This is a genomic window from Nonomuraea sp. NPDC049504, assembly GCF_040676845.1.
GTDB lineage: Bacteria > Actinomycetota > Actinomycetes > Streptosporangiales > Streptosporangiaceae > Nonomuraea > Nonomuraea salmonea.
This window is the reverse complement of sequence record NZ_JBFAPT010000026.1, coordinates 14,710-38,618: the sequence shown is the minus strand read 5'-3', so window position 1 is coordinate 38,618 and position 23,909 is coordinate 14,710. Positions and strand designations below refer to the sequence as shown.

Annotated in this window: 23 protein-coding genes; 17 read left to right on the top strand and 6 right to left on the bottom strand. The window is 72.2% G+C overall.

The window, feature by feature from the left end:
- The first annotated feature begins 11 nt into the window (after nt 1-11).
- From AB0K28_RS38790 to AB0K28_RS38750, 9 genes are all read left to right on the top strand, one after another.
- Nucleotides 12-746 carry a GntR family transcriptional regulator gene (locus AB0K28_RS38790; protein ID WP_364380056.1) on the top strand — a complete coding sequence of 245 codons (735 nt, stop codon included), beginning with the start codon at nt 12-14 and terminating at the stop codon, nt 744-746.
- A gap of 84 nt (nt 747-830) precedes the next feature.
- Nucleotides 831-1,946, top strand: a complete 1,116-nt coding sequence (solA, locus tag AB0K28_RS38785) for an N-methyl-L-tryptophan oxidase (RefSeq protein WP_364380053.1) — start codon at nt 831-833, stop codon at nt 1,944-1,946.
- Nucleotides 1,943-2,992 (top strand): ABC transporter substrate-binding protein, encoded by a 1,050-nt coding sequence (locus tag AB0K28_RS38780; RefSeq protein WP_364380050.1) that lies wholly within the window; start codon nt 1,943-1,945, stop codon nt 2,990-2,992. The genes solA and AB0K28_RS38780 overlap by 4 nt, the downstream gene beginning before the upstream one ends.
- The gene (locus tag AB0K28_RS38775) at nt 2,989-4,020 is read left to right on the top strand and encodes an ABC transporter substrate-binding protein (RefSeq protein ID WP_364380047.1); all 1,032 of its coding nucleotides are present in this window, start codon (nt 2,989-2,991) and stop codon (nt 4,018-4,020) included. The genes AB0K28_RS38780 and AB0K28_RS38775 overlap by 4 nt, the downstream gene beginning before the upstream one ends.
- Before the next feature lie 46 nt (nt 4,021-4,066).
- On the top strand, nt 4,067-5,161 hold the full coding sequence (locus AB0K28_RS38770) for an ABC transporter ATP-binding protein (RefSeq protein WP_364380044.1): 1,095 nt from the start codon (nt 4,067-4,069) through the stop codon (nt 5,159-5,161).
- Nucleotides 5,125-6,117 carry an ABC transporter permease gene (locus AB0K28_RS38765; protein ID WP_345404429.1) on the top strand — a complete coding sequence of 331 codons (993 nt, stop codon included), beginning with the start codon at nt 5,125-5,127 and terminating at the stop codon, nt 6,115-6,117. Before AB0K28_RS38770 ends, AB0K28_RS38765 begins: the two co-directional genes overlap by 37 nt.
- Nucleotides 6,114-6,920 carry an ABC transporter permease gene (locus tag AB0K28_RS38760; RefSeq protein WP_364380041.1) on the top strand — a complete coding sequence of 269 codons (807 nt, stop codon included), beginning with the start codon at nt 6,114-6,116 and terminating at the stop codon, nt 6,918-6,920. Before AB0K28_RS38765 ends, AB0K28_RS38760 begins: the two co-directional genes overlap by 4 nt.
- Before the next feature lie 11 nt (nt 6,921-6,931).
- The gene (locus AB0K28_RS38755; RefSeq protein WP_364380038.1) at nt 6,932-8,074 is read left to right on the top strand and encodes an FAD-binding oxidoreductase; all 1,143 of its coding nucleotides are present in this window, start codon (nt 6,932-6,934) and stop codon (nt 8,072-8,074) included.
- Nucleotides 8,075-8,143: 69 nt separating this feature from the next.
- Nucleotides 8,144-9,724 carry an AMP-binding protein gene (locus AB0K28_RS38750; RefSeq protein WP_364380035.1) on the top strand — a complete coding sequence of 527 codons (1,581 nt, stop codon included), beginning with the start codon at nt 8,144-8,146 and terminating at the stop codon, nt 9,722-9,724.
- On the opposite strand, the gene AB0K28_RS38745 is transcribed toward AB0K28_RS38750, so the two are convergent.
- Nucleotides 9,708-10,754, bottom strand: coding sequence for an aldo/keto reductase (locus AB0K28_RS38745; protein WP_364380032.1), 1,047 nt, complete (start codon nt 10,752-10,754; stop codon nt 9,708-9,710). The two genes, AB0K28_RS38750 and AB0K28_RS38745, sit on opposite strands and share 17 nt — an antisense overlap.
- A 67-nt stretch (nt 10,755-10,821) precedes the next feature.
- Nucleotides 10,822-12,090 carry a PP2C family protein-serine/threonine phosphatase gene (locus tag AB0K28_RS38740; protein ID WP_345404439.1) on the bottom strand — a complete coding sequence of 423 codons (1,269 nt, stop codon included), beginning with the start codon at nt 12,088-12,090 and terminating at the stop codon, nt 10,822-10,824.
- Nucleotides 12,091-12,210: 120 nt separating this feature from the next.
- Between AB0K28_RS38740 and AB0K28_RS38735 the strand changes: the two genes are divergently transcribed.
- Both AB0K28_RS38735 and AB0K28_RS38730 read left to right on the top strand, forming a co-directional pair.
- Nucleotides 12,211-13,095: a S1 family peptidase gene (locus AB0K28_RS38735; RefSeq protein ID WP_345404442.1), complete on the top strand. Its 885-nt coding sequence runs from the start codon at nt 12,211-12,213 to the stop codon at nt 13,093-13,095.
- A gap of 43 nt (nt 13,096-13,138) precedes the next feature.
- A complete protein-coding gene (locus AB0K28_RS38730; protein ID WP_364380029.1) occupies nt 13,139-13,465 on the top strand; it encodes a zinc-binding dehydrogenase in 327 nt (108 codons plus the stop codon).
- A gap of 10 nt (nt 13,466-13,475) precedes the next feature.
- Here AB0K28_RS38730 and AB0K28_RS38725 read toward each other — a convergent pair whose 3' ends face one another.
- Entirely contained in the window at nt 13,476-13,916 is a 441-nt protein-coding gene (locus tag AB0K28_RS38725) for a nuclear transport factor 2 family protein (RefSeq protein WP_364380026.1), read from the bottom strand.
- A gap of 78 nt (nt 13,917-13,994) precedes the next feature.
- On the opposite strand from AB0K28_RS38725, the gene AB0K28_RS38720 reads away from it, so the two are divergent.
- A complete protein-coding gene (locus AB0K28_RS38720; RefSeq protein ID WP_364380023.1) occupies nt 13,995-15,368 on the top strand; it encodes a hypothetical protein in 1,374 nt (457 codons plus the stop codon).
- 203 nt (nt 15,369-15,571) lie between these two features.
- A complete protein-coding gene (locus AB0K28_RS38715; RefSeq protein ID WP_364380279.1) occupies nt 15,572-16,585 on the top strand; it encodes a TauD/TfdA family dioxygenase in 1,014 nt (337 codons plus the stop codon).
- 110 nt (nt 16,586-16,695) lie between these two features.
- Here the strand turns inward: AB0K28_RS38715 and AB0K28_RS38710 are convergent, their stop codons facing one another.
- Nucleotides 16,696-17,562, bottom strand: coding sequence for a helix-turn-helix transcriptional regulator (locus AB0K28_RS38710; RefSeq protein ID WP_364380020.1), 867 nt, complete (start codon nt 17,560-17,562; stop codon nt 16,696-16,698).
- Between the two features lie 103 nt (nt 17,563-17,665).
- Here AB0K28_RS38710 and AB0K28_RS38705 point away from each other — a divergent pair, with 103 nt between their 5' ends.
- From AB0K28_RS38705 to AB0K28_RS38695, 3 genes are all read left to right on the top strand, one after another.
- Nucleotides 17,666-18,364 carry an SDR family NAD(P)-dependent oxidoreductase gene (locus tag AB0K28_RS38705; protein ID WP_364380017.1) on the top strand — a complete coding sequence of 233 codons (699 nt, stop codon included), beginning with the start codon at nt 17,666-17,668 and terminating at the stop codon, nt 18,362-18,364.
- A 375-nt stretch (nt 18,365-18,739) separates the two neighbouring features.
- Complete coding sequence (locus tag AB0K28_RS38700; protein ID WP_345404457.1) at nt 18,740-19,759, top strand: dihydroxyacetone kinase subunit DhaK; 1,020 nt, start codon at nt 18,740-18,742, stop codon at nt 19,757-19,759.
- Complete coding sequence (locus AB0K28_RS38695) at nt 19,756-20,358, top strand: DAK2 domain-containing protein (RefSeq protein WP_364380014.1); 603 nt, start codon at nt 19,756-19,758, stop codon at nt 20,356-20,358. Before AB0K28_RS38700 ends, AB0K28_RS38695 begins: the two co-directional genes overlap by 4 nt.
- 135 nt (nt 20,359-20,493) lie before the next feature.
- Here the strand turns inward: AB0K28_RS38695 and AB0K28_RS38690 are convergent, their stop codons facing one another.
- On the bottom strand, nt 20,494-20,949 hold the full coding sequence (locus AB0K28_RS38690) for a VOC family protein (RefSeq protein ID WP_364380011.1): 456 nt from the start codon (nt 20,947-20,949) through the stop codon (nt 20,494-20,496).
- A gap of 138 nt (nt 20,950-21,087) precedes the next feature.
- The gene (locus AB0K28_RS38685; protein ID WP_364380008.1) at nt 21,088-22,014 is read right to left on the bottom strand and encodes an AEC family transporter; all 927 of its coding nucleotides are present in this window, start codon (nt 22,012-22,014) and stop codon (nt 21,088-21,090) included.
- A gap of 239 nt (nt 22,015-22,253) precedes the next feature.
- Here AB0K28_RS38685 and ctaD point away from each other — a divergent pair, with 239 nt between their 5' ends.
- Nucleotides 22,254-23,909: a cytochrome c oxidase subunit I gene (ctaD, locus tag AB0K28_RS38680; RefSeq protein WP_364380005.1), complete on the top strand. Its 1,656-nt coding sequence runs from the start codon at nt 22,254-22,256 to the stop codon at nt 23,907-23,909.

The following is a 23,909-nucleotide window of genomic DNA, read 5'->3' as shown; positions in this document are numbered from 1 at the left end:
AGTATTTTGGCATGTCAGAACGTGACCTCTTGCTCCACGTGCGGATCCGCAGGGCGCTTGAGGCACGCATCAGAAGCGGACAGTGGGGCCCGGGCACCCGGATCCCCACCGAGGTCCAGCTCTGCGAGGAGTTCGGCGTCTCGCGCATCACCGTGCAGCGAGCCCTGCGCGACCTCGCGGACGCCGGGCTGATCGTGCGCTTCCGCCGCCGCGGCAGCTTCGTCGCGCAGGCCATCGGGCAGCACAACCTGCTGCGCTTCACCGGCCTGCTGATCCAGGGGGCGGAGATGCACGGAGACCACCGGGTCGTCGCGGCCCAGGTGCTGCCCGCCCGCGCGGCGCGGCTGCGCCTGCCGGGCGTGCCCGACGACGAGGCGGTCGTCCAGATGGAGCGCCACAAGCTGAACGCGGCCGGCAAGGTGATCAACACCGAGCTGCACGTGCTGCCGTTCCGGCTCGCCCCCGACCTGCTCGACCAGCCGTTAGAACCGTTGACCACCCACGCCTACCTGCGCGATCGCGGAGTCGAGCTGGTCCGCGCCAGGCTCTACGTCGAGCCGTACGCCGTCGGCCAGGACGAGGCGGAGCTCTTCGGGCTCGCCTCCGGCACCCCCGTCTTCCGCTGGACCCGCGAGACCTGGACCCGCCGCGGGGAGATCGCCGAGCTCCTCGAAGAGATCGTCACCCCCGGCTCCGAGCGCTTCTACGTCGAGACCGACCTGAGCGGCTCCTCCGACCGCCACTGACCGACCGCCTTCCGTACGAAACACGTCACCCGTCGCGCCCGCGTGCGCCACGGTCCCCCGCCATGCCCTGGAAGGAGCGGACCCTTGACCTCTGTCGCCGTCGTCGGCACCGGCGCCGTCGGTTCGATGGCCCTGTGGCGGCTGGCCGCGCGCGGCATCCCCGCGACCGGCTTCGACACCTACGCGCCCGGCCACGACAGGGGCGCGTCGGGCGGCGAGACGCGCATCTTCCGCACCGCGTACAAGGAGGGCCCGCAGTACGTGCCGCTGCTGCACGAGGCCCGCGCGCTCTGGACGGAGCTGGAGCAGGCCGCGGGCACCCGGCTGCTGACCCCGGTCGGCGGCGTGACCGTGGGCCCGCGCGACCACCCCGCGGTGGACGCCGTGCTGGCGGCCGCCCGCGCCCACGACCTGCCCGTCGAGGTGCTGACCGGCAAGGACGCGGCCGAGCGCGTCCCCGAGCATCCGCTGCGCGACGGCGAGGTCATGGTGGCCGACCGCGACGCCGGCTACCTGCGTCCCGAGCCCGCCGTCGTGGCGGCGGCCGCGACGGCCGAGCGTGCCGGCGCCACGATCCGCCGCTACACCCCCGTCGAGCAGGTACGGGAGGACGCCACCGGCGTCACCGTCGTCACCGGCGACGGCGAGCAGCGCTTCACCCACGCCGTCATCGCACCGGGCCCCTGGGCCGCGCACCTGCTGCCCGGCCTGCCCATCACCGTCAAGGCGATCACCTCGACCTGGTTCCCGCGCCGCGACGAGACCCTGTTCGCGCCCGGCCGATGCCCGATCGCCATCCGCGTCGGCGAACCCGCCTACTCCTGCTTCCCCTCCGTGGACGGCGCCGGCGTCAAGGTCAACCTGCACGTGCCGTGGCGGGAGATCGGCTCGCCCGCCGACCTGGCCCGCAGCGTCCCCGCCGAGTACGTCAGGCAGGTCGCGGAAGCCGTCACCGCCACCTTGCCGGGACTGCGCCCCGACCCCGTACGCGTCGCCACCTACGCCGACGCGTTCACCCCCGACGGCCACGGGCTCCTCGGCGGACAGGGCCGCGTCGTGGTCGCCGCCGCCTTCAGCGGGCACGGATTCAAGCTCGCCCCCGTCTTCGGCGACATCGTCGCCGACCTGGTCGAAACCGGCACGACCGGCCGCGCCATCGCCCATCTAGCCCCGAACCGCCCCCTTCGGAGGTCGCCATGAAAGCCTCTCTGACCGCCGCGCTCGCGGCCGCGGCGCTCGCCGTCGCCGCCTGTGGCGCACCGACACCATCCGCCGCCCCCGGGACGCTGGTCGTGGCCGGGTACGGCGGTTCGTACGAGGAAGCCTTCAAGCAGTCCGTCATCCCCGCCTTCGAGAAGTCCTGCTCCTGCCGGGTCTCCTACATCGCCGGCAGCTCCACCGACACCACCGCCAAGCTCAAGGCGCAGAAGGAGTCGCCGCAGATCGACGTGGCGCTGATCGACGACGGCGTGCAGAACCAGGCCGTCGAAGCCGGCCTGCTCGCCCCGCTCGACCCCAAGACGGTCACCAACCTCTCGCAGGTCATCGACCTCGCCCGGCTGCCCGGCGACGTCGGCGTCGGCTTCTCGCTGAACGCCACCGGCATCGCCTACAACAGCGACTACTACGCCCAGAACGGCCTGCCCGCCCCCAAGCGGCTGGCCGACCTCGCCGACCCGCGGCTGCGGGGCAAGCTGGTGATGCCGTCCATCACGCAGACGTACGGGCTGGGCGCGCTGCTCATCGCGGCCAAGGTCGGCGGCGGCTCCGAGCACAAGATCGACCCCGGGTTCGCCGGCGTCAGGAAGATCGCGGCGAACGCCGTCACGTTCGACACCACCGCCGACGTGTCCAATTTCTTCCTCCAGGGCCAGGCGGTCGCCTCGATCTGGGGCAACTCGCGGGTGCAGACGCTGGCCAAGAAGGGGTTCCCGGTCGAGTTCGTCTATCCGGAGGAGGGCGCGCTGCCGCTGATCGCCACCGTGAACGTGGTGAAGGGCGCCCCGCACGCCGAGCTGGCGCAGAAGTTCGTCAACACGCTGCTGGAGCCGTCGGCGCAGCAGGCGCTGGCCGCCTCCGCCTTCAACGGGCCCGTCGTCAAGGGCGTCGAGCTCGACCCCGAGCTGGCCACCGCGGTCGTCGGCCAGGACAGGGCCGCCGAGCTGCGCAAGCTCGACTGGGCGGCGATCAACAAGAACCGCCCGGCCTGGACGGACCGCTGGAACAAGGAGATCGAGACCTCATGACCAGGCTGCTCGCCGCCGCTCTGGCGCTCGCCGCCCTGACGGCCTGCGCGCCGCCCGCGCCCGCGACCTCGCAGGACCGGCTCGTCGTCGCCGGGTACGGAGGCTCGTACCAGGAGGTCTTCGAGCAGGCCGTGCTGCCGGACTTCGAGAAGGCGTGCGGCTGCGAGGTGACCTACATCGCCGGCAGCTCCACCGACACCGTCGCCAAGCTCAAGGCGCAGAAGGACGCACCGCAGATCGACGTGGCGCTCATCGACGACGGGCCACAGGCGCAGGCCGCGCAGGAAGAGCTGCTGGCCGCGCTCGACCCGAAGGTGGTGACCCGGCTGGGCGAGGTCGAGAAGGTGGCCCGGCTGCCCGGCGACATCGGGGTCGGGTTCGCGCTGACCGCGACCGGGCTCGCGTACAACGGCAAGTGGTACGAGGACAACGGGCTGCCCGCGCCCAAGCGGCTGTCCGACCTGGCCCACCCCAAGCTCAAGGGCAAGGTCGTGCTGCCGTCGATCAGCAACACGTACGGGGTGGGCGCGCTCATGCTGGCCGCCCGCGAGGGCGACGGCTCGGTCGAGTCCGGCTTCGCGGGCGTTGAGAAGGTCGCCGCGAACGCGTTCACCTTCGACACCACGGCCGACGTGTCCAACTACTTCCTCCAAGGCCAGGCGGTCGCCTCGGTGTGGGGCGGATCGCGGGTGGAGACGCTGGCCGACAAGGACTTCCCGATCACGTTCGTCTATCCGGAGAAGGGGGCGATCCCGCTGCTGGCCACCGCCAACGTGGTGAAGGGGGCGCCGCACGCCGATCTCGCGCAGAAGTTCGTCGACGCGCTGCTCCAGCCGGGCATCCAGCACGACCTGGCGGCCAAGGGCTACGACGGGCCCGTCGTGGCCGACGCCATGCTGGAGCCGGCGCTGGCGAAACGGGTCGTCACGTCGGAGCGGGCCGCCACGATGCGGCCGCTCGACTGGAAGGACGTCAACGCGCGAAGAGCCGCCTGGACCGACCGGTGGACGAAGGAGGTCGAGCAGTGACGAGCAGGACCCGGGCGTTCGCGCCGGCGGAGGAGGTCGAGAGGTGATGAGCGTGGCGAGCGTGACCGGGGACGCGCAGGCGGACGCGGCCGTGCGGCGCGGGCGGCTGCGGCTCGACGGTGTGCGCAAGGTGCTGGGCGGCAAGGAGGTCGTCTCGGCGGTGGACCTGGAGACCGAGCCGGGCGAGTTCCTCACGCTGCTCGGCCCGTCCGGATGCGGCAAGACGACGACGCTGAACATGATCGCCGGGCACCTGGCGGCCGACGGCGGCCTGATCGAGGTGGACGGCCGCGACATCACCGCCGTGCCGCCGCACCGCCGCTCGATGGGCATGGTCTTCCAGTCCTACGCCCTGTTCCCGCACATGACGATCGCCGACAACGTGGCGTTCGGGCTGCGGATGCGCAAGGTGGGCGGGGCCGAGCGGCGCCGGCAGGTCGCCGAGGTGCTGGAGCTGGTCGGCCTGGACGGCATGGCGCAGCGGCACCCCCGCCAGCTGTCCGGAGGCCAGCAGCAGCGGGCCGCGCTGGCCAGGGCGCTGGTCATCAAGCCCGACCTGCTGCTGCTCGACGAGCCGTTCTCCAACCTCGACGCCCAGCTACGGGTACGCCTGCGCGACGAGGTGTCGGCGCTGCAGCGCCGCATCGGCACCACCACCATCCTCGTCACCCACGACCAGGAGGAGGCGCTGGCCGTCTCCGACCGCATCGCCGTCATGGCCGGCGGCGTCATCCACCAGCTCGACCGGCCCAGGGAGATCTACCTGCGGCCGGCGACCGACTTCGTGGCGCAGTTCATCGGCGAGGTGAACACGCTCGACGGCACCGCCGCGGGCGGGCACGTCTGCGAGGTGGGCGGCGGCACCGTCGGCGGCACGCCGGTGGGCGAGGCGCCAGGCAAGGGCGCGGCGGTCCGTCTGTACGTGCGGCCCGAGGTCGTACGGGTGGCCGCCGGCGCGGGGGAGGGGCTGCGCGGCCGTGTACGCGAGACGCGCTTCCTCGGCTCCCGCATCCGCTGCGTGGTGACCACCGCGGCCGGTGAGGTGACGGCGGCGCTGCCGTTCGACGCGCGGGTGCCCGCCGAGGGGGAGGAGGTGACCTGCTCATGGCGGCCATCGGACGCGTCACTGGCGACCAGGTGACCGGCGCGGGCACCTCCGCGACCGGCGGCCCCGCGACCGGCGGCCACGGGAACGGCAACCCCTCGACCGGCGGCCACGGCGACGGCTCGGGGAGCGGTGGGTCGGTGCGGGCGGCGGCGGCGAGGCCGCTGTGGCGGACCGGGCTGCTGCTGGCGCTGCCCGCCATCGCGATCTTCGCGCTGCTGTTCGTGGCTCCGCTGTTCACGCTGGTCGCCAACAGCTTCAGGACCCAGACCGGCGCGTTCACCCTCGACAACTACGTCCGCTTCCTGGGCGACCCCTTCTACCGCGCCGTGCTCTGGAACACCCTCAAGGTCGCCGCCCTCACCACGGCAGGCTGCCTGCTGATCGGCTACCCGTTCGCCCTCTACATGCGCGGCCGCTCGCCCAGGACCCGCAACTGGCTCGCCCTGCTCCTGCTGTCGCCGCTGCTCATCAGCATGGTCATCAGGGCGTACGGCTGGCTGGTGGTGCTCGGCCCGAACGGCCCCGTCGCGTCCGTGCTCAAGTGGCTCGGCATCACGCCGCCGCAGCTGCTCTACAACGACACCGCCGTGCTCATCGGCATGGTGCACGTGATGCTGGCGTACATGGTCCTGCCGCTGATGGGCAGCCTCGACCGGATCGACCCGACGCTCGTGCCGGCCGCGCGCGGGCTCGGCGCGTCGGGCTGGACCTGCTTCTGGCGGATCACGCTGCCGCTGTCGGCGCCCGGCATGCTGGCAGGGGCGATGATCGTGTTCAGCCTGACCGCCTCCAGCTTCGTCACCCCGGCGATCCTGGGCGGCCCGAAGGTGAAGCTCATGCCGTACTTCGTCTACACCCAGGCGACCGTCAACCTCGACTGGCCGTACGCGGCCGCCATCGGGTTCGTGCTGGTCGTCGTCACGACCGGGCTGCTGCTCGGCTACTCGCGGCTGCTGCGCGGGCGCGGCGGGGAGGTGGTGTTCGGATGACCCGGCTCAGGAGGGTGCTCGGCGGCGCGTTCGCCGCGCTGGTCGGCGTGTTCCTCATCGCGCCCGTCGCGGTCACCGTGGCCTCCTCGCTGACCACCACCTCCTACGTCACGTTCCCGCCGCAGGGCATCACCCTGCGCTGGTACGCCGAAGTGCTGGCCAAGCCCGAGTTCCTGGCGTCGTTCGCGCTCAGCGCCGGCGTGGCGGTCGCGGCGGCGGTCATCTCCGCCGTCGTCGGCCTGGCCGGCGGGCTGGCCATCCACCGCTACCGCTTCACCGGCCGCGCCCTGCTGGAGGGCGTGCTGTCGAGCGCGTTCGCGGTGCCGACGATCGTGCTCGGCATCGGGCTGCTGCAGTGGTTCGCCCAGATGGGGCTGGCCTCCAGCCCGTTCACGCTGCTGCTGGCCCACCTCGTGCTGACCGTCCCGTACGCGGTACGGCTGGTGCTGGCCGGGCTGTCCGGCCTGGACCGGTCGGCGGAGAAGGCGGCTGCCGGGCTCGGCGCCCCGCCGTTCCTGGTGTTCTGGCACGTCACGCTGCCCGCCGTGCGCGGCGCGCTGATCGGGGGCGCGTTCTTCGCGTTCATCACCTCGTTCGACGACCTGACGGTGGCGCTGTTCGTGGTCACCACCGACCTGCAGACACTGCCCGTACGGATCTTCAACTACATGCAGTACGACTACGACCCCACCGTCACCGCCATCGGCACCCTCATGGTGCTGTTCGCCGTGGTCGCGGTCGTCGTCATCGAACGTTTCGTCGGCGTCGCCAAGCTGTTCGGCGCCGACGAGGAGCACAAGTGAGAGGAGCAAGCGTGCGAGTCGTCGTCATCGGCGCGGGGGTGGTCGGTTCCGCGGTCGCGGCCGGCCTGACCCGGCGCGGCGCGCAGGTCACGGTGCTGGAGGCGGGCACGCCGGGAGCCGGTACGACGTCCACCTCGGTCGCCTGGATCAACGCCAACAACAAGACCCCGCAGGCGTACTTCGACCTCAACCACGCCGCCGTCTGGGCCCACCACCAGTTGCCGGGCGACTGGTTCCACCCCACGGGCAACCTCGAGTACGCGGTCACCGACGACCACAAGGAGCAGCTCGAAGCCCGCGTCTCCCGCCTCCAGGGCATGGGCTACCCGGTCGAGCGGGTCACCGCCCGCCGCGCCCTCGCCCTCGAACCCGACCTGGTGCCCCCTCCGCCGGGCACCGAGCACGTCTTCTTCCCCGTCGAGGCGTACGTCCAGCCGCTGCGGCTGCTCGGCCGGCTGCTCGGCGAGGCCCGCGATCACGGGGCCAGGCTGGAGTGCGGCGCCGAGGTCACCGCGATCGAGGCAGGGGCGTCGGGGGTCAAGGTGACGGTCGCGGACGGGCGGACGTTCGCCGGCGACGCCGTCGTCACCTGCGCGGGCCGCTGGAGCGAGCAGGTGGCCGCGCTGGCCGGCGCGACCGTCCCCATGCTGGACCCGGCCGTGTCCGGCACGGTCACCAACGGCTTCCTGGTCACCACGACCGCGGTGCCCGCCCGGCTGTCGCGCATCCTCACCACCGCCGCGCTCAACCTGCGCCCCGACGGCGGCGGACGTATCCTGCTGCAGTCGCTGCCCCTCGACCACCTCGCCGATCCGGCCACCCCGGTGCCCGCCGAGGTGCTCGCCAAGATGATGGCCCTGCTGCCCGGAGTGCTGCACGCCACCGACGGCGCCGCCGTCGAGCGGGCCGTCGTCGGGCAGCGCGCGATGCCCGGCGACGGGCTGACCGTGGCCGGGTTCGCCGACCCCGATCGGCGCGTCTACACGGTGGCCACGCACAGCGGGGTCACGCTGGCGCCGCTGCTGATGGACGAGGTGGCCGGGGAGCTGTACGGAGAGGAGTCGCCGCTGCTTGCCCCCTTCCGTCCCGGCCGCTTCACCGACGGCACGGCCGGGCCCGCTCCTGCTCCCGCGCGCCGGCCGGGGCAGCAGTAACGTTCCGTCCGGTCGTCAGCGGGTACGCGTACCTCGTCCTGGCTCGTACCGGAAGGTGAGGGGACGGCGGTGCTCGGACGGCTGATCGACCTGGGCGGCTTCGGCGTGCAGGCCGCCGCCACGCTCACCCGCAACGGGCTGCTCGGCCCGGTGCACCCGGCCGCGCTGGCCCGCATGGTGGAGGCGTACCGGCACTTCCACCTCACCCCCGCCACCGGCCTGGCCATCGCCGCGGCCCGCTGGCCCGATCGGGCGGCCGTGATCGACGAGGCAGGCAGCGTCACGTTCGCCGAGCTCGACGACCACGCCGCCGCGCTGGCGGCCGGCCTGCACCGGCGGCTCGGCGTCGGGCCCGGCACCACGGTGGCCGTCATGTGGCCCAACGACCGCGGCTTCCCCGCCGCCGTCGCGGCGGTGTCCAGGCTCGGGGCCGACCTGCTGCTCCTCAACACCGGCTTGGCCGGCCCCCGGCTGCGTGAGGTGCTGCGGCGGGAGGGCGTGCACGTGCTCCTCGCCGCGCCCGGGTCGGCGGAGGTCGAGTTCGACGGCCCCCACATCACCGACCTCGACGACCTCGCCCAGGCTGGGAAGGCCGCGGACGGCCGCGCGGGATTGGGTGCATCCGCCGGGACGGAGGACGCGCCGCCGTGCCCGAAGCGGCCGGGGCGGCTGGTGCTGCTCACGTCCGGCACGACCGGCACCCCCAAGGGGGCGCCGCGGCGGCTGTCCATGGGGGCGATGGCCGAGCCGTTCGTCTCGATGCTGGGTACCGTGCCGCTGCGCGGCGGCGAGCCGATGCTGATCGCGCCGCCGCTGTTCCACGGGCTCGGCCTGCTCTGGTACGCCGCCGCGCTCGTCCTCGGCTGCCCCGTCGTGCTGCTGCGCCGCTTCGACGCGGCGGCCGTCCTCGACGCGCTCGACCGTACCGGCGCGGGCGCGCTGATCGCCGTACCGGTGATGCTGCGCCGCCTGCTCGACCTTCCGCCCCGGCCGCTGCCCCGCCTGCGGGTCGTCGTCTCCGGCGGCTCCGCCCTGCCCGCCGACCTCGCCACCCGCTTCATGGACTCCTACGGCGACGTCCTCCACGACCTGTACGGCTCCACCGAGGCCGGCTGGGCCGCCCTGGCCACCCCCGCCGACCTGCGCGCCGCGCCCGGCACCGTCGGCCGCCCGCCACGCGGCACCACCGTCCGCATCGAGGACCCATCGGGCGGCGAGCTGCCGTCCGGGCAGGTGGGACGGGTGGTCGTGGCGGGCGGGCTGACGTTCGGCCCCGGCGGCCCGCTCGCCACCGGCGACCTCGGGCACCGCGACGAGCACGGGCGGCTGTTCATCGACGGCCGCGACGACGACATGATCGTCTCCGGCGGCGAGAACGTGTTCCCGCAGGAGGTGGAGGACTTCCTCGCAGCCCGGCCCGGCGTGGCCGACGTCGCCGTGCTGGGGGTGAGCGACGAGGAGTACGGGCAGCGCCTGGCCGCCTACGTCGTCCCCGAGGACGGGGCCGAGCTGTCGGCCGACGAGTTGCGGCGGGCGGTCAAGGAGGAGCTGGCCGGGTACAAGGCGCCGCGCGACGTGGAGTTCGTCTCCGAGGTGCCGCGCAACCAGACCGGCAAGGTCGACAGGGCGCGGCTCAACCGGCCGCGATGAGCCGCTCGACCGGCGGGTTGACCCGGGCGAACCCCTCCTGGTTCCGGTACGGGAAGTACGGGTACGCCGCGGTGACCTCGCTCGCCGCGTCCAGCCTGCGTACCTGCTCGGGGGTGAGCCGCCAGCCGACGGCGCCGAGGTTCTCGCGCAGCTGCTCCTCGTTGCGCGCGCCCACGATCACCGAGGCCACGCTGGGCCGGGTCAGCAGCCAGTTGAGCGCGATCTGCGGCACGCTCTTCCCGGTCTCCTGCGCGACCTCGTCCAGCGCGTCCACGACCCGGTAGAGGAGCTCGTCGGCGACGGGCGGGCCGTACGCGGCGGTCTTGTGCAGCCGGCTGCCCGCCGGGATCGGGCTGCCCCGCCTGATCCTGCCGGTCAGCCGCCCCCAGCCGAGCGGGCTCCACACCAGCGCGCCGACGCCCTGGTCGAGGCCGAGCGGCATCAGCTCCCATTCGTAGTCGCGGCCGACGAGCGAGTAGTAGACCTGGTGGGCGACGTACCGGGGATGGCCGTGCCGGTCCGCGGCGGCCAGCGACTTCATGAGCTGCCAGCCGGAGAAGTTGGACACGCCGACGTACCGCAGCTTGCCGGCCGTGACCAGGTCGCCGAGCGTGCCCAGCACCTCCTCGACCGGGGTGGCGGCGTCGAAGGCGTGCAACTGGAACAGGTCGATGTAGTCGGTGCCGAGCCGGCGCAGTGCGTCGTCCACGGCCGTGATGAGCCGTGAGCGGGACGTGCCCGCGCCGTTCGGGCCGTCGTGCATGGGCAGGCCCGCCTTGGTGGAGATGAGCACCTTGTCGCGCCGTCCCTTCACGGCCTGGCCGAGCACCTCCTCCGAGGCGCCGTCGGAGTAGACGTCCGCCGTGTCGAACATGGTCAGTCCCGCGTCGAGCGCCACGTCCACCAGCCGCCTGGCCCCCGCCACGTCGGTGTCGCCCCAGGCGCCGAACAGCTCGCCCCTGCCGCCGAACGTGCCGGCGCCGAAGCTCAGCGCGGGCACCTCGAGCCCGCCCAGTCGCCGATATTCCACAACATCCTCCTAAATGGAACAGATTTACCGTTAAGGACGGTAGCACACTAATGGCATGTCTGTTCCGTTAAGTGTTGTCGGCGGTCTCCGGCGGCAGGCCCGCCAGCGCCTCGGGACGTCCCTTCGGGTACGGCCTGCCCGGCCACTCCACCAGCAGCACCGTCGCGTCGTCGTTCAACCGGCGCTCGTGGTAGGCGAGGTGATGATGGATCAACCGGCGCAACGTCTCCGGCACCGGCAGCTCGTCGGCCTGGTGCCGGGTGAGGAAGTCGGCGAAGCGCTCCATCCCGAACTCCTCGCCCTGCCGGTTGCGCGCCTCGGTGATGCCGTCGGTGTAGAGGACCAGCCGGTCGCCCGGCTGGAGCTGCGCCCGGCACTCCGTCACCGTCTCCGTCAGCCCGATGCCCGCCGGCGGGGACGGCGGGCAGTCCAGCTCGACCGTCGTCCGCCTCCTGACGATCACCGGCGGGTAGTGGCCGCAGCTCACCCAGCGCAGTTCGCCGCTCAGGATGTCGAGGGTGGCCAGCAGGCACGTCGTGAACCGCTCCCCGCCGAACTGCGCCGTCAGCTCCTCGTCGATCCTGGCCGCCCACTGCGCGGGCGTCATGCCGCACTGGCGGCTGTTGCGCAGCGTCGTCAGCGCCAGGTTCGCGGTCAGCCCGGCCGCCGTGTCGTGGCCCATCGCGTCGAAGATCGCCAGGTGGGCGACGTGGCCCTCGATCGCGTAGTCGTAGACGTCGCCGCTCACCTCGTACGCCGGCTCCATGACCGCGCTGACCATCAGCCGGTCGGTCGCGAACGTGCGCTGCGGCATCAGCCGCCACTCCATCTCCGCCGACACCGTCATCCGCCGCCTGCGGACCAGACGGCCGTAGGAGTCGCTCAGCGGCCGCTTCGAGACCACCAGCAGCGCCACCAGCCCGGCCAGCAGCTCCATGTCGTGCAGCGTTCCCGCGTCCGCGCCAGGGGCGGTGATCCGCAGCACCCCCAGCCGGTCCGTGCCGTCCACCAGGGGCACCCACCACTGCTCCGGGTCGCGCACGGTCACCGGCAGGATCTCCCCGTGCTGGAACGACCGGCCCGCCACCGTGCCCTCGACGCCGATCTCCGCCTCCTGCGCCTCCCCGGCCGGCGCCGGCTCCGCGACCAGCGGGGACAGCACCTCCTGCTGCAGGTCCGCGAGGTAGATCACCACGTCGCGCAGCCCCGCCGGGGCCGCGTGCTCCGCCACCAGGTCAGGGATCTGCTCCAGGGTGCAGGTGTGGGTGGTGGCGATGAGCTCCCCGAGCATGGACGCACGCGCCGCCACGGACGCGAAGTCGCGGTGAGCGATCATGCACTCACGGTTATCATCCGCCGATGGGCGCGGCGGGCCATAACACGGTGATAGGGGGAAAATGATAGGGATGTACGGGGGTCGTACCGGCTTACGGTGATGGGCAGGAGGCCCGCCTGCATGAACGTGTACCGCCTTGCCGTCACCACCCTCGCTCTGCTCGTCACCCTGATAGGGACATCCGCTCTCCCCGGCGCCCCCGCCTCGGCCGGCGCCCGCCCCCTGGCCGCGCTCGACGCCGGCAAGAACCGCCTCGACGCCGCCGGCCGCCTCGCCGGCCCGGACGTGCACGCCTGGTACGTGGACGCGACCACCGGCGAGATCGTGATCCTGGCCGCCGACCCCGCCGCGGCCACCGCCTTCGCCCGCGCGGCAGGAGCGGACCCGTCCGCCGTACGCGTCGAACCGTCCGCCGCCCGCCCAGCCCCGTACGCCGACATCCGCGGCGGCGACGGCTTCATGGTCGAGGGCAAGGGACGCTGCATCGTCGGCTTCACCGTACGCGGCGGCACCACCGGCGGCTTCCTCACCGCCGGCCACTGCGGCGAGCGCGGCGACATCGCCACCACCGCCGACGGCACCCCGATCGGCGTCTTCGAAGCCTCCTCCTACCCCGGCGACGACTACGCCTGGGTCTCCCTCTATCCCGGCTGGAACCCGCGCGGCGCCGTCGCCGCCCTCGGCACGGAACGCCCCATCCGCGGCGCCAATCCCGCCCCGATCGGCGCGTCCGTCTGCCAGGCCACCCCGATCGCGGGCTGGCACTGCGGCGTCATCCAGCAGCGCAACGTCACCGTGAACTTCCCAGAAGGCGTGATCACCGGCCTGGTGCGGACGAGCGTGTGCGCCGAGCCCGGCACGTCGGGCGCCCCCTTCGTCTCCGGCGATCAGGCCCAGGGGCTGACCGTGGGCGGCTCCGGCAGCTGCGCGACGGGCGGCACCACGTACTTCCAGCCGGTCGCCGAAGCACTCTCAGCCCTGGGCCTGACCCTGGTCACGTCCTGACCCTCGCGCGGAGACTGACCCTCGCGCGGGGGCTGGTCGTCGCGTGGAGCTCGCCGCCCTGGGCGGCGCACACGTCATCGCCTCGGTGGGCTCGCCCGCCCGCGCCGAAGGGCCGGCCGGGCTGGGCGCCGACGAGGTGGTGGTGGGCCTGGACGGCGTGGACCGCCCGGTGGACCTCATCCTCGACACCGTAGGCGGCCCCCGGCTCGCCGCCGCCTGGCAGCTCCTGGCGCCCGGCGGGAACGTCCAGAACATCGGCTGGGCATCGGACGAACCCGCTGTTTTCGAGCCGTACTCGCTCACCGACGCCGCCCGAGCCCTCCTAAACCGCCGCGTCGCCGGCAAGGCCGTCCTGGACGTGACCCCATAGAGCGCCGGCGTCAGCTCGGGGGCGTGGCGGTGCCATGGGGGCCGTCGGTGCCGTGGGGGATGTCGGTGCCGTGCGGGTTGTCGGTGCCGTGCGGGTTGTCGATGACGCACCGCCACCGGCCGTCCTGGCCCCGCCTGAGGACGTCGGTCGCGGTGCCGCTCATGTCGATCTCGGTGCCGTCGCGTGCGGTGCCGCGCATCGACCAGTCGAGGATGAGCAGGGCGAGGTCGCCGGCGACGTACACCTGCCGCGGGACCGCCTCCATCGGCACCCCGAAGCTCCGCAGGTGACGGTTGGCGGCGGCGCGGGCCGCGCCGGTGACGGGGTGCCCTGGGACGGGGACGAGAACGGCGTCGTCCTCGTAGACGTGATCGAGGGAACCGCCGGAGTTCATCGCCGCGACGAAACGGGCGGCGGCATCTTCTGGACCGGAGATGTCATGACTGTTCATGACAAAATGATCATATCACATTCTCGTGATCACGTTCGAGAACCGAAATTGTCGTGGCCGCTCGATAAGGTCCCGGCCATGGTGGAAGCGGTGGCGCCGGCGGGGCGTACGGGGGTCGCGCGAGCGTGGGCCGAGGCGCTCACACGCATCCGGGCGGGCGACGTGCCCGGCACCGAGCACTACATCAGCACCCTCAGCCCAGCCCAGCGTGCCGAGATCGCCGCCGAGCTACCTGGTCACGTGGCGCGCGCGCCCGGCCTGGGCTGTGCGGCGACACCCCTGCTCCTGGCCGGCGCCGGTTGCCTGAGCGAGCCCGCGGAAGTGGCGTCCTGGCTGTTCAAACCCGAACTGCAAGCCGACAGGGATGAGCCGCCGCGCAAGGACGAGCGGTCGCGCGGCGAACGCACCGAGAGCCGGCGCCTCCTCGCCCTGCTCCGCCGGAGACCGCCGCAGTGGCAGGCCGACGTGGCCCGCCACATCACCTCCCGCCTGCGGCTTCCTGAGCTCCGGCACTGGGAGGTGGCAGCCGAGCTGACCCGCGAGACGGGCATCCGGCCACCCCGCGACCACGCGTTCATCGTGGGCTGGCTACGCTCGTCGCGATCGTCACCACTCGGGAGCTTGGCGAACGACCCGCTCTCCGCCGCCTACGCCCCGCACCTCCTCGACTTCGGCGGCCTCACCCACGCCGAGCTCTGGCTGTTGATCGCCGCAGTGACACGCCTCGTTGAGGACGGCCTACTCACCCGCGCATCCGTCCTTGGGACTCTCCTCCACAAGCTGACCCAAGAATGTGGCTCCGCCCCCGCCCGCCCCATCAACGCGCGGTCGGCCCGCCCGGCATGCGGCACCTCCGCCCGCTTCACCCACCCGATCTCGGGGCCGATGGCAGCCACCGGAAGGATAGAGAGGCGGCCGCGCTTCGGCGAATGGCCCCTCCCGGACGAGGCCAGGGGTCCACGTGCAGGGCGCCTGACCTCGGCCCACCTCGTGGGCCTGCACGACCGCCTCAACCCCGCCCTCGACGAGGCAGCCGCCCACGCCTCCGACTACGCGAGCCTCCTCCCGGCCGGCCCCGTCGCGGTCGCCGACATGGCGGTGGCCCAGCTGTGGCGCCTGGAGGAGGCAGGACGCCTGGACGACGGCCTGCTCGCGGAGGCCATGGCGGCACTGACGTCCCGGCCGGAGAAGAAGCTGCTGCGGGTGGCCGTGGAGTGGGCGGCCGAGGCAGCGCTACGCGACGCAACCCGCACCGACATCGTCCTGCAAGCCCTGGTTCCCGTCCTCGCCCAGGACACCCCCGCCTTACGAGAACGCGCCGCCCGCCTGGCGCTGAGCTTGGCACCCAAGGCGGGACCGAGAGGCCGCGCGGCGCTCCGACGGGTGGCCGAGTGGTCCGGCGCATCACGCGAACGGCTCCCGCCTCCGCGCGGCGGCATCACCCCCTTGTGAGCAGGCGGCACCTCGTCGACGGAAGGCGGCGTTCTTCTCGCTGAGAGGGCCGTCACCGGCCTTGCCGGAAGCACGGGGACACTGCCTTTTCGCTGCTGGTGAAGATGTTCTGCCGTGGGCGATGACGGGCTGTGCGGGGTGGCCGGGGCGGGGAGAGTGGAGGCGGCGGACCGGCTGGCGGTCGGCAGGAAGGCGGTGGCGTGATGGTGGTCGAGCCGGCAGCCGGACCCGGCGAGTGGCGGGCGGACGATGTTCGTGGAAACGAGGCGTGGATCGTACGGCTCGATGAGGAGCATCGGCGGGAAGTGCTCGCGGCGGTTCGCGCGACCGAGAGGAGCACCGACTCCCGGCCCACGGCCACGAACCGACAAGCCGATCCCCGCCCGGCTCCGGCTGCCGACCCAGCGCTGGATCCGGGCTCGGCCGACGGTTTCCCGTTGCCGACGTTGGGGCCGGTGCTGGGGCGCGTCCGGGAGGAGCTTGTGGATGGGCGGGGGTTCGTCCTGGTGCGCGGGGTGCCGGTGGAGGAGATGACGCAGCGGGAGCGGGAGGTCGCGGCGGTGGGTCTGGCGCGTCATGTGGGCGAGGTCATGCCGCAGGGACCCGAGCAGGCGCCGCTGATGCACGTACGGGACACGGGCTCGGATCCGTCGGAGGGGCGGACGCGAAGCTACGAGCATCGTGGGCGGCTGGGCTATCACAGCGACCCCTACGACGTGGTGGCGTTGCTGTGCGTACGGCCGGCGAAGGCGGGGGGACTGAGCGCGATCGTGAGCTCGGTGGCGGTGCACAACGAGATCGTCCGGCTGAGGCCCGACCTGGCAGAGGAGCTGTATCGGCCGTGGTGGCACGATCGCCGCACCGGAGACGGCCCGGACAGCTTCTACACGAAGCCGATCTGCGTGCGGCGCCCGGACGGCGGGCTGTCGATCGCGTACGGCCCCGACTACCTCCGCTCGGCGCAGCGGGGCGCGAGCGTGCCCCCGCTGACGGCCGCGCAACTGGAGGTGATGGCGTTGCTCGACGAGCTGACGAACGACCCCCGGTTCGCGATGACGATGGAGTTGCAGGCGGGCGACATGCAGTTCCTCAACAACCACGTCGTCCTGCACAGCCGCACCGCCTTCGAGGACCACCCGGAGCCGGAGCGACGCCGCCACCTGCTGCGCTTGTGGGTGACCGTGCCCAGAAACGGGACGGACACGACGGCATGCTGACCTCGTTTCATCAGGACCACCACGTGCTGTGCCGCTCCGCCGAGTGCCGCTGTGGAGGGTCGGTACGTCCAGGAGTGCAAGCAGTGGCGCGGCCGGCAGCAGGCCGTCGCCTAGAGCGATGTCGGAGTGCCCGAGGGTGGTCCGGTGAGTGTGGCGAGGTGGAGTTTGGTTTCGTCCTCGCTGCCCGCGACCGCCGACAAGATCACGATCTTGCATTCGGAGTCGCCGTCGGTCAGGACGTCGCAGTCCACCGCGATCGGTCCCACCGAGGGGTGCTCGACGGTCTTGTGGTCCTCGCGGTGCGCGGCCACAGTGCCCTTCGCCCAGAGTGCGGCGAAGCGTTCGTTGCCGGCCCGCAGGTCGTCGATCAGGCGGGTCAGGCGCGGGTCCCGGGGAAAGCGGCCGGTGGCGCGGCGCAGGTCGGAGACGACGGCGGCGTCGGTGGTGGCCGCGTCCAGTTCGTGTACGGGCCAGTGGGCGAGCCGGGGCGGGGCGTCGTCCACGGGGAACCTGTCGCGGGCGAAGTTGCGGAGGTGACGGGGTGCCGTGGAGGGGTCGCCGAGGAGCGCGGCCCAGGCGCGGTTCCAGCGGATGAGCTGCCAGTCGGCGGCGAACACGGCGACCGCGACGTCCCCGAGCCGGGCGAGCACGCGTTGCACGCCTGGCGCGATGTGGTCGGAGACGGCGCCGTCGGCCGGCGGTACGAGGTTCGCCAGGCGGTAGAGGTGGTCCCGTTCGGCGGCGGAGAGCTGCAGGGCGCGGGCCAGGGAGGCGACGACCTGGGCCGACGGCGTGGTGGCGCGGCCCTGTTCCAGGCGGACGACGTAGTCGACCGAGACCCCGGCCAGTTCGGCCAGCTCCTCCCGGCGCAGGCCGGTGGCGCGGCGGGAGCGTCCCACGGGCAGCGCCGCCGCCGACGGGGGCAGGCGGTCCCGCCACGTACGGATCATCGCCCCCAGTCCGGCATTCGTCCCCATGTCCCCATCTTGCGGCATATCGGCCGAGCGAAGGTGGTACGGCTGTTCCTACCGTCGTGGTGTCCCTGGTGAGCGTGGGTGGCGGTGCCGAATGATGATGTTCATGACGATTACCTTCATCACCGGCGCCAACAAGGGGCTCGGCCGCGAAACCGCCCGGCGTCTCATCGCACTCGGCCACACCGTGCTGCTCGGGGCGCGCGACCCCGAGCGGGGTGCGGAGGCCGCCGCCGCCCTGGGTGCGCGGTTCGTCCCGATCGACGTGACCGACGACGCGTCCGTGGCCGCCGCCGCCAAGGACGTGGCCGAGCACGAGGGGCGCATCGACGTACTGATCAACAATGCCGGCATCCACGGCCCCTTCGGCGACCCCTCCACGCTGACCGGCCCCGTGGCTCTCGGGGTCTTCGACGTCAACGTCGCCGGCGTCGTACGGGCGACGACGGCGTTCCTGCCGCTGCTGCGCCGCTCACCGGAGCCGCGCATCGTCAACGTCAGCAGCGGCATGGGGTCCCTGGCGCTCACCCACGATCCGTCGCGCCCCGAGTCGAAGGCCATCGCGCCCCTCTACACCGCCTCCAAGGCCGCCCTGACGATGCTGACCACCCAATACGCCAAGTCCCTGCCCGGCATCCGCGTCAACGCCGCCGACCCCGGCTACACCGCCACCGACCTGAACGGCCACACCGGCCCCCAGACCGTCACCGAGGGCACGGACGCCATCGTCACCCTGGCCACCGAACCCCCGAAGTCCGGCACCGGCCGCTTCGTCGGCCGCACCGGCGAAATCCCCTGGTCCTGACCTGTTTCCGTGCCGTCCCGCTGCGGCAGTGAGGCTCGGGCGGGCGATGCGGGGCGTCGGTGTCTTGGCCCCGTGGGTGGAGTGAGGATATGCGGATGGGACGGGCGGCGTGTCGTGAGCGCGCGGGCCGGGGCGCGGCGTGGCGACGGCTCGGATCGTGCCGTGAGGACCCAGCATGAAACTCCTGGTCCTCGTGCCGGGACGAGAGCGCAGCCAGTCAGGAGGGATGCCGATGGACAGCTCGACCACCGCCGCCCCAGCGCCACTGCGGGCTCCCCGCCGCCGACCGATCGAGGGCGGGCCGTCGGCCGGCCTCGCTGCCACGCGGATCGGCCGGTCGCGCTACAAGCAGCCTGAGTGGGGGAGGGGTGGGGTATGAGTGCGCCGTTCCTGCCCGCCGGTGACCCCGTCGCGCCTGCCTTGCGTGGGTTCGCCCGTGCGCACGCGCACCTCGTCGAACTGCGCGAGGAGCCCGTGCATCTGCGGGCACGTGAACGGGACCCGCGCCGCGTCGTCGGGCTGGTCGCGGGTGGTGGGTCGGGGCATGAGCCGATGCATGCCGGGTTCCTCGGCCGGGGGATGCTGGACGCCGTCGCGCCGGGGCAGGTGTTCGCATCGCCGCACAACCGGCAGGTCCTGCACGCCAGCCTGGCCGCCGCCGGGCCGGAGGGGGTCGTGCACGTCGTCAAGAACTACACCGGTGACCGCATCAACTTCGGCATCGCCGCTGAACGGCTGCGTCACGAAGGGGTGCGGGTCGGGCGGGTCCTCGTGGACGATGACCTGGCCACCGATGACACGGACGGTGCGATGGGGCGGCGCGGCACCGGGGCGACGGTCGTCGTGGAGAAGCTGCTCGGGGCCGCCGCCGACGAAGGCCGCGGCCTGGACGAGCTGACGGACCTCGGCAACGCGGTCGCCGCCGCGTCCCGCAGCCTGGCCGTCGCCTCCCGCGCTCAGACCTCCTTCCATACCGGCGAGCCCGCCTTCCATCTCGGGGCAGGCGAGCTGGAGTACGGCGTCGGCATCCACGGCGAACGGGCCGCCACCACCATCGACCGGCCGCCGCTGCCCGACCTGGTCGTCCGCATGATCGACGAGCTGCTGACCGGACTGCCACCAGGCCCGGGCGAGCTGCTGGTGCTGGTCAACGGGATGGGCGCGACCACGCAGCTGGAGCTGTACGGCATCTTCGACCAGGCCGCCGCCGTGCTGGAGGAGCGCGGGCTGAGGGTGGCGGAGTCGCTGGTGGGAACGTACGTGCCGGCGCTCGACATGGCCGGGTTCTCGCTGACCCTGACCCGGTTGCAGGACGGATGGCGTACGTGGTGGCGCGCCCCGGCCCGCACCCCGGCGTTCCCCGTCCTGGACGATGTCGACGAGGAGGGACGATGACCGCGACCGCAGCGCCCGTACTGCGCCGCTACGCCGAGTCCGTCGCCGCCGCCCATGACGAGCTGACCCGGCTCGACCAGGCCAGCGGCGACGGCGACTTCGGCGACAACCTCCGCTCAGGTCTGACCCGCGTCCTCGCCGAGCTGGACGGGCCAGGCGCCGGGCACGGGTTCGACGTGGCGGGGCGGGTGTTCCTGGACGAGGTCGGCGGGACGAGCGGGCCGCTGTTCGGGCTGCTGTTCACCGAGATCGCCCGCGCCCTTGACGAGGACCCCGTCGGCGGGTGGGCGCGCGGCGCCGCCGCCGGCCTCGCCGCCATCCAGCGGGTCGGCGAGGCGGAGGTGGGCGACCGCACGCTCGTGGACGCGCTGGCTCCGGCGGCGGCTGAGCTGGAGCGCGGGACGGGCTTCGCCGCCGCGGCCCGCGCCGCCGCCGAAGGCGCCCGCGCCACCGCCGGCCTGCGCGCTCGCCGCGGCCGGGCCAGCTACGTGGGTGAGCGCGCCCGCGGCCTGCCCGATCCGGGCGCGATGGGCGTGGCCCTGCTGTTCGAGGCCCTCGCGACGACGGAGGACCCCGGCTTCTCAGCAGGCCTGTTCTGAACGGTCACCCGCCGCACCAGGCCGGGGACCTTCAACCACTGGTTTCTGGGCGGGGCCGTTCCAAAAGGTCGCCCGTCACGTCTAGAAGGTCGCCCGTCACGCCACGCCGAAGGCCCCCGGCTGAGCGGTCGCCCGTCACGCTTCGCCGGCGGCCTCCTCCAGGGCGCGGAGGTCGAGCTTCTGCATGCCGAGCATCGCCTTCATCACCCGCTCAGCGGCGGCAGGGTCGGGGTGGCCGAGGAGTTCGGGCAGCCGTCGGGGGATGATCTGCCAGGACAGGCCCCACCGGTCCTTCAGCCAGCCGCACCTCGACTCCTCGCCGCCCTCCATGAATGTGGCCCACAGCTCGTCGATCTCCTCCTGCGTCTGGCAGTCGACGTAGAGGGAGACGGCCTCGTTCAGGGTGTACTGGGGGCCGCCGTTGAGCGCCATGAACCGCTGCCCGGCCAGCTCGAACGTCACCACCATGACGCCACCGCCCGGCCCGCGCCGCACCTCGACGATGCGGGAGTCGGCGAACAGCGAGGTGTAGAAGGTGGCGGCCTGCTCGGCCTGGTCGTTGAACCACAGGAACGTAGTGATCTTCTGCATGGGGAAGTTCCTCCCGGGTTTGTCGTCGTCCTTCACCGACGCGTCGAACGCGCCACCCCGGAATCGACACGCCCCTCAAACATTTTCGTGTCAGACGGATCTCCACGCGTGCCAGAAGGATCAGGACTCGCGGACCAGTCAGGAGCCCAGGACGGCGCCGATGGCGGTCATGATCGGGATGGACAGGCCCGTCGTCACCAGGATCGTGCCCCTGGCCAGGCGGCGGGCGGTGTCGTACGTGACGGCGTACACGTAGATGTTCTGGGCCGTGGGCAGGGCGGCGAAGAGGGTGGCGGCCAGGAGGTGAGTGCCGTCCAGGTGGAGGGCGAAGCGGGCCGTCAGGTACGCCACCACCGGCTGGGCGACCGCCTTGAGCGCCACGGCCAGGGCGATGTCCTTGCCCACGCCGTCCTCGCCGGGCGCGGGGGCCTGGCGGCGGGAGCCGTACAGGCTGAGACCGTAGGCCAGCAGCGCGACGGGCACGGCCGCGCCGCCCAGCAGGTCGATCGGGCGCATGACCGCGACGGGCAGCGAGACGCCGCTCACCGCGAGCGCCAGCCCGAGCAGGGAGGCGACCGTGAGCGGGTTGCGGAACGGCAGCAGCAGGGCCGCGCGCGGCGAGCGGGCGCCCTTGTCCAGGATCAGGAACGAGACGGGGGTCAGCACCAGGAGCTGGAAGAGCAGGATGGGGGCGATCAGCGCGGCGTCGCCGAGGACGTACAGGGAGATCGGCACCCCGAGGTTGCCGGCGTTGACGTACGAGGAGGCCAGGGCGCCGATCGTGACCTGCCGGGTGCTCCGCCGGAACGCCAGCTTGGCCACCAGCACGAACACCAGCTGCGTGAACGCCACCGCGATGACCTCGGTGAGCAGTACGGGCGACAGCAGCGCCCCGAGGTCGGCCTTGGAGACGGTGGCGAACATCAGCGCCGGGGTCGCCACGAAGAACGCCAGCCGGGACAGTGTCAGCTCGTCGCTCGCCCGCAGCAGGCCGGTGACGCCGATGACGTAGCCGAGCACGGCGACCGACACCAGTGCGGCGAACGCCGCGACAACCCCCGACACCCCAATACCTCCCAAAGCGGACAGGCTATCCAAGCCCGCACGCCGGGGCGGAGGCGGCCTCACGCGTGGTTACGGAGCGGGGTCGAGCGGGTGGTGTGGGTGAGCGGCCGAGCATAGGTCGCAGGGAAGGGGGTAAGCCCGTCGTGCGGCGCTGACCTGCGAAAACAGGGTGCCACAGGCATGTCGGGGCAAAATGGGGGGCTTCGGTGACTCTTGAAGAACCGCGTACTGACGAACCGTTGACGTCCGCCCTGGCGCCGGTCGAGGCCAAGGGCAAGGGACGGCTGGTCGTGGCCTGGCTGACGAGCACCGACCACAAGACCATCGGCTACATGTACCTGATCGCCTCGTTCCTGTTCTTCGCGCTGGCCGGTCTCATGGCCATGATCATCCGCGCCGAGCTGGTGCAGCCCGGCCTGCAGCTGGTCAGCAACGAGGCGTACAACCAGCTGTTCACCATGCACGGCACGATCATGATGCTGCTGTTCGCCACCCCGCTGTTCGCCGGGTTCGCCAACGTCATCATGCCGCTCCAGATCGGCGCGCCCGACGTCGCCTTCCCCCGGCTCAACGCGGTCAGCTTCTGGCTGTTCCTGTTCGGCGGCCTCATCGTCGTCAGCGGCTTCTTCAGCGCCGGCGGCGCCGCCGACTTCGGCTGGTTCGCCTACACCCCGCTGTCGCACTCCACGTTCAGCCCCACCATCGGCGGCGACCTGTGGATCATGGGGCTGGCCCTGTCGGGGCTCGGCACCATCCTCGGCTCGGTCAACTTCTTCACCACCATCATCGCCATGCGGGCCCCTGGCATGACCATGTTCCGCATGCCGATCTTCACCTGGAACACCCTGCTGACCAGCATGCTCGTGCTGATGGCCTTCCCCGTGCTGGCCGCCGCGCTGCTCGCGCTGGAGGCCGACCGCAAGCTCGGCACCCACATCTACGACCCCGCCAACGCCGGGGCGATGCTCTGGCAGCACCTGTTCTGGTTCTTCGGCCACCCCGAGGTCTACATCATCGCGCTGCCGTTCTTCGGCATCATCACCGAGGTCATCCCGGTCTTCAGCCGCAAACCCGTCTTCGGCTACATCGGCCTGGTCGGGGCCACCATCGCCATCTCGGGCCTGTCGATGACGGTGTGGGCCCACCACATGTACGGGACGGGGCAGGTGTTGCTGCCGTTCTTCGCGTTCACCACGTTCCTCATCGCCATCCCCACCGGCGTGAAGTTCTTCAACTGGACCGGCACCATGTGGCGCGGCCATCTCAGCTTCGAGACGCCCATGATGTTCGCGGTCGGCTTCCTCATCACCTTCCTGCTGGGCGGGCTGACCGGGATGATCCTGGCCTCACCGCCGCTCGACTTCCACATCACCGACACCTACTTCGTCGTCGCGCACTTCCACTACGTGGTGTTCGGGACGGTGGTGTTCGCGATGTTCTCCGGCTTCTACTTCTGGTGGCCGAAGATGACCGGCCGGATGCTCAACGAGCGGCTCGGCAAGTGGCACTTCTGGATGTTGTTCATCGGGTTCCACACCACGTTCCTGGTGCAGCACTGGCTCGGCGTGGCCGGCATGCCGCGACGGTACGCCGACTACAGCGCCGTCGACCACTTCACCGACCTGCACCTCATCTCATCCATCGGCGCGCTGCTGCTCGGCCTGTCCACGCTGCCGTTCCTCTACAACGTCTGGTGGACGGCCCGGCACGCGCCCCGCGTCACCGTGGACGACCCCTGGGGCTTCGGCAACTCCCTGGAATGGGCGACGAGCTGCCCGCCGCCCCGCCACAACTTCACCAGCCTGCCCCGCATCCGCTCGGAACGTCCCGCCTTCGACCTGCACTATCCGCACACCGCCCGTCCAGCCGTCGAAGCCGCCGCGGAGAAGGAGTGA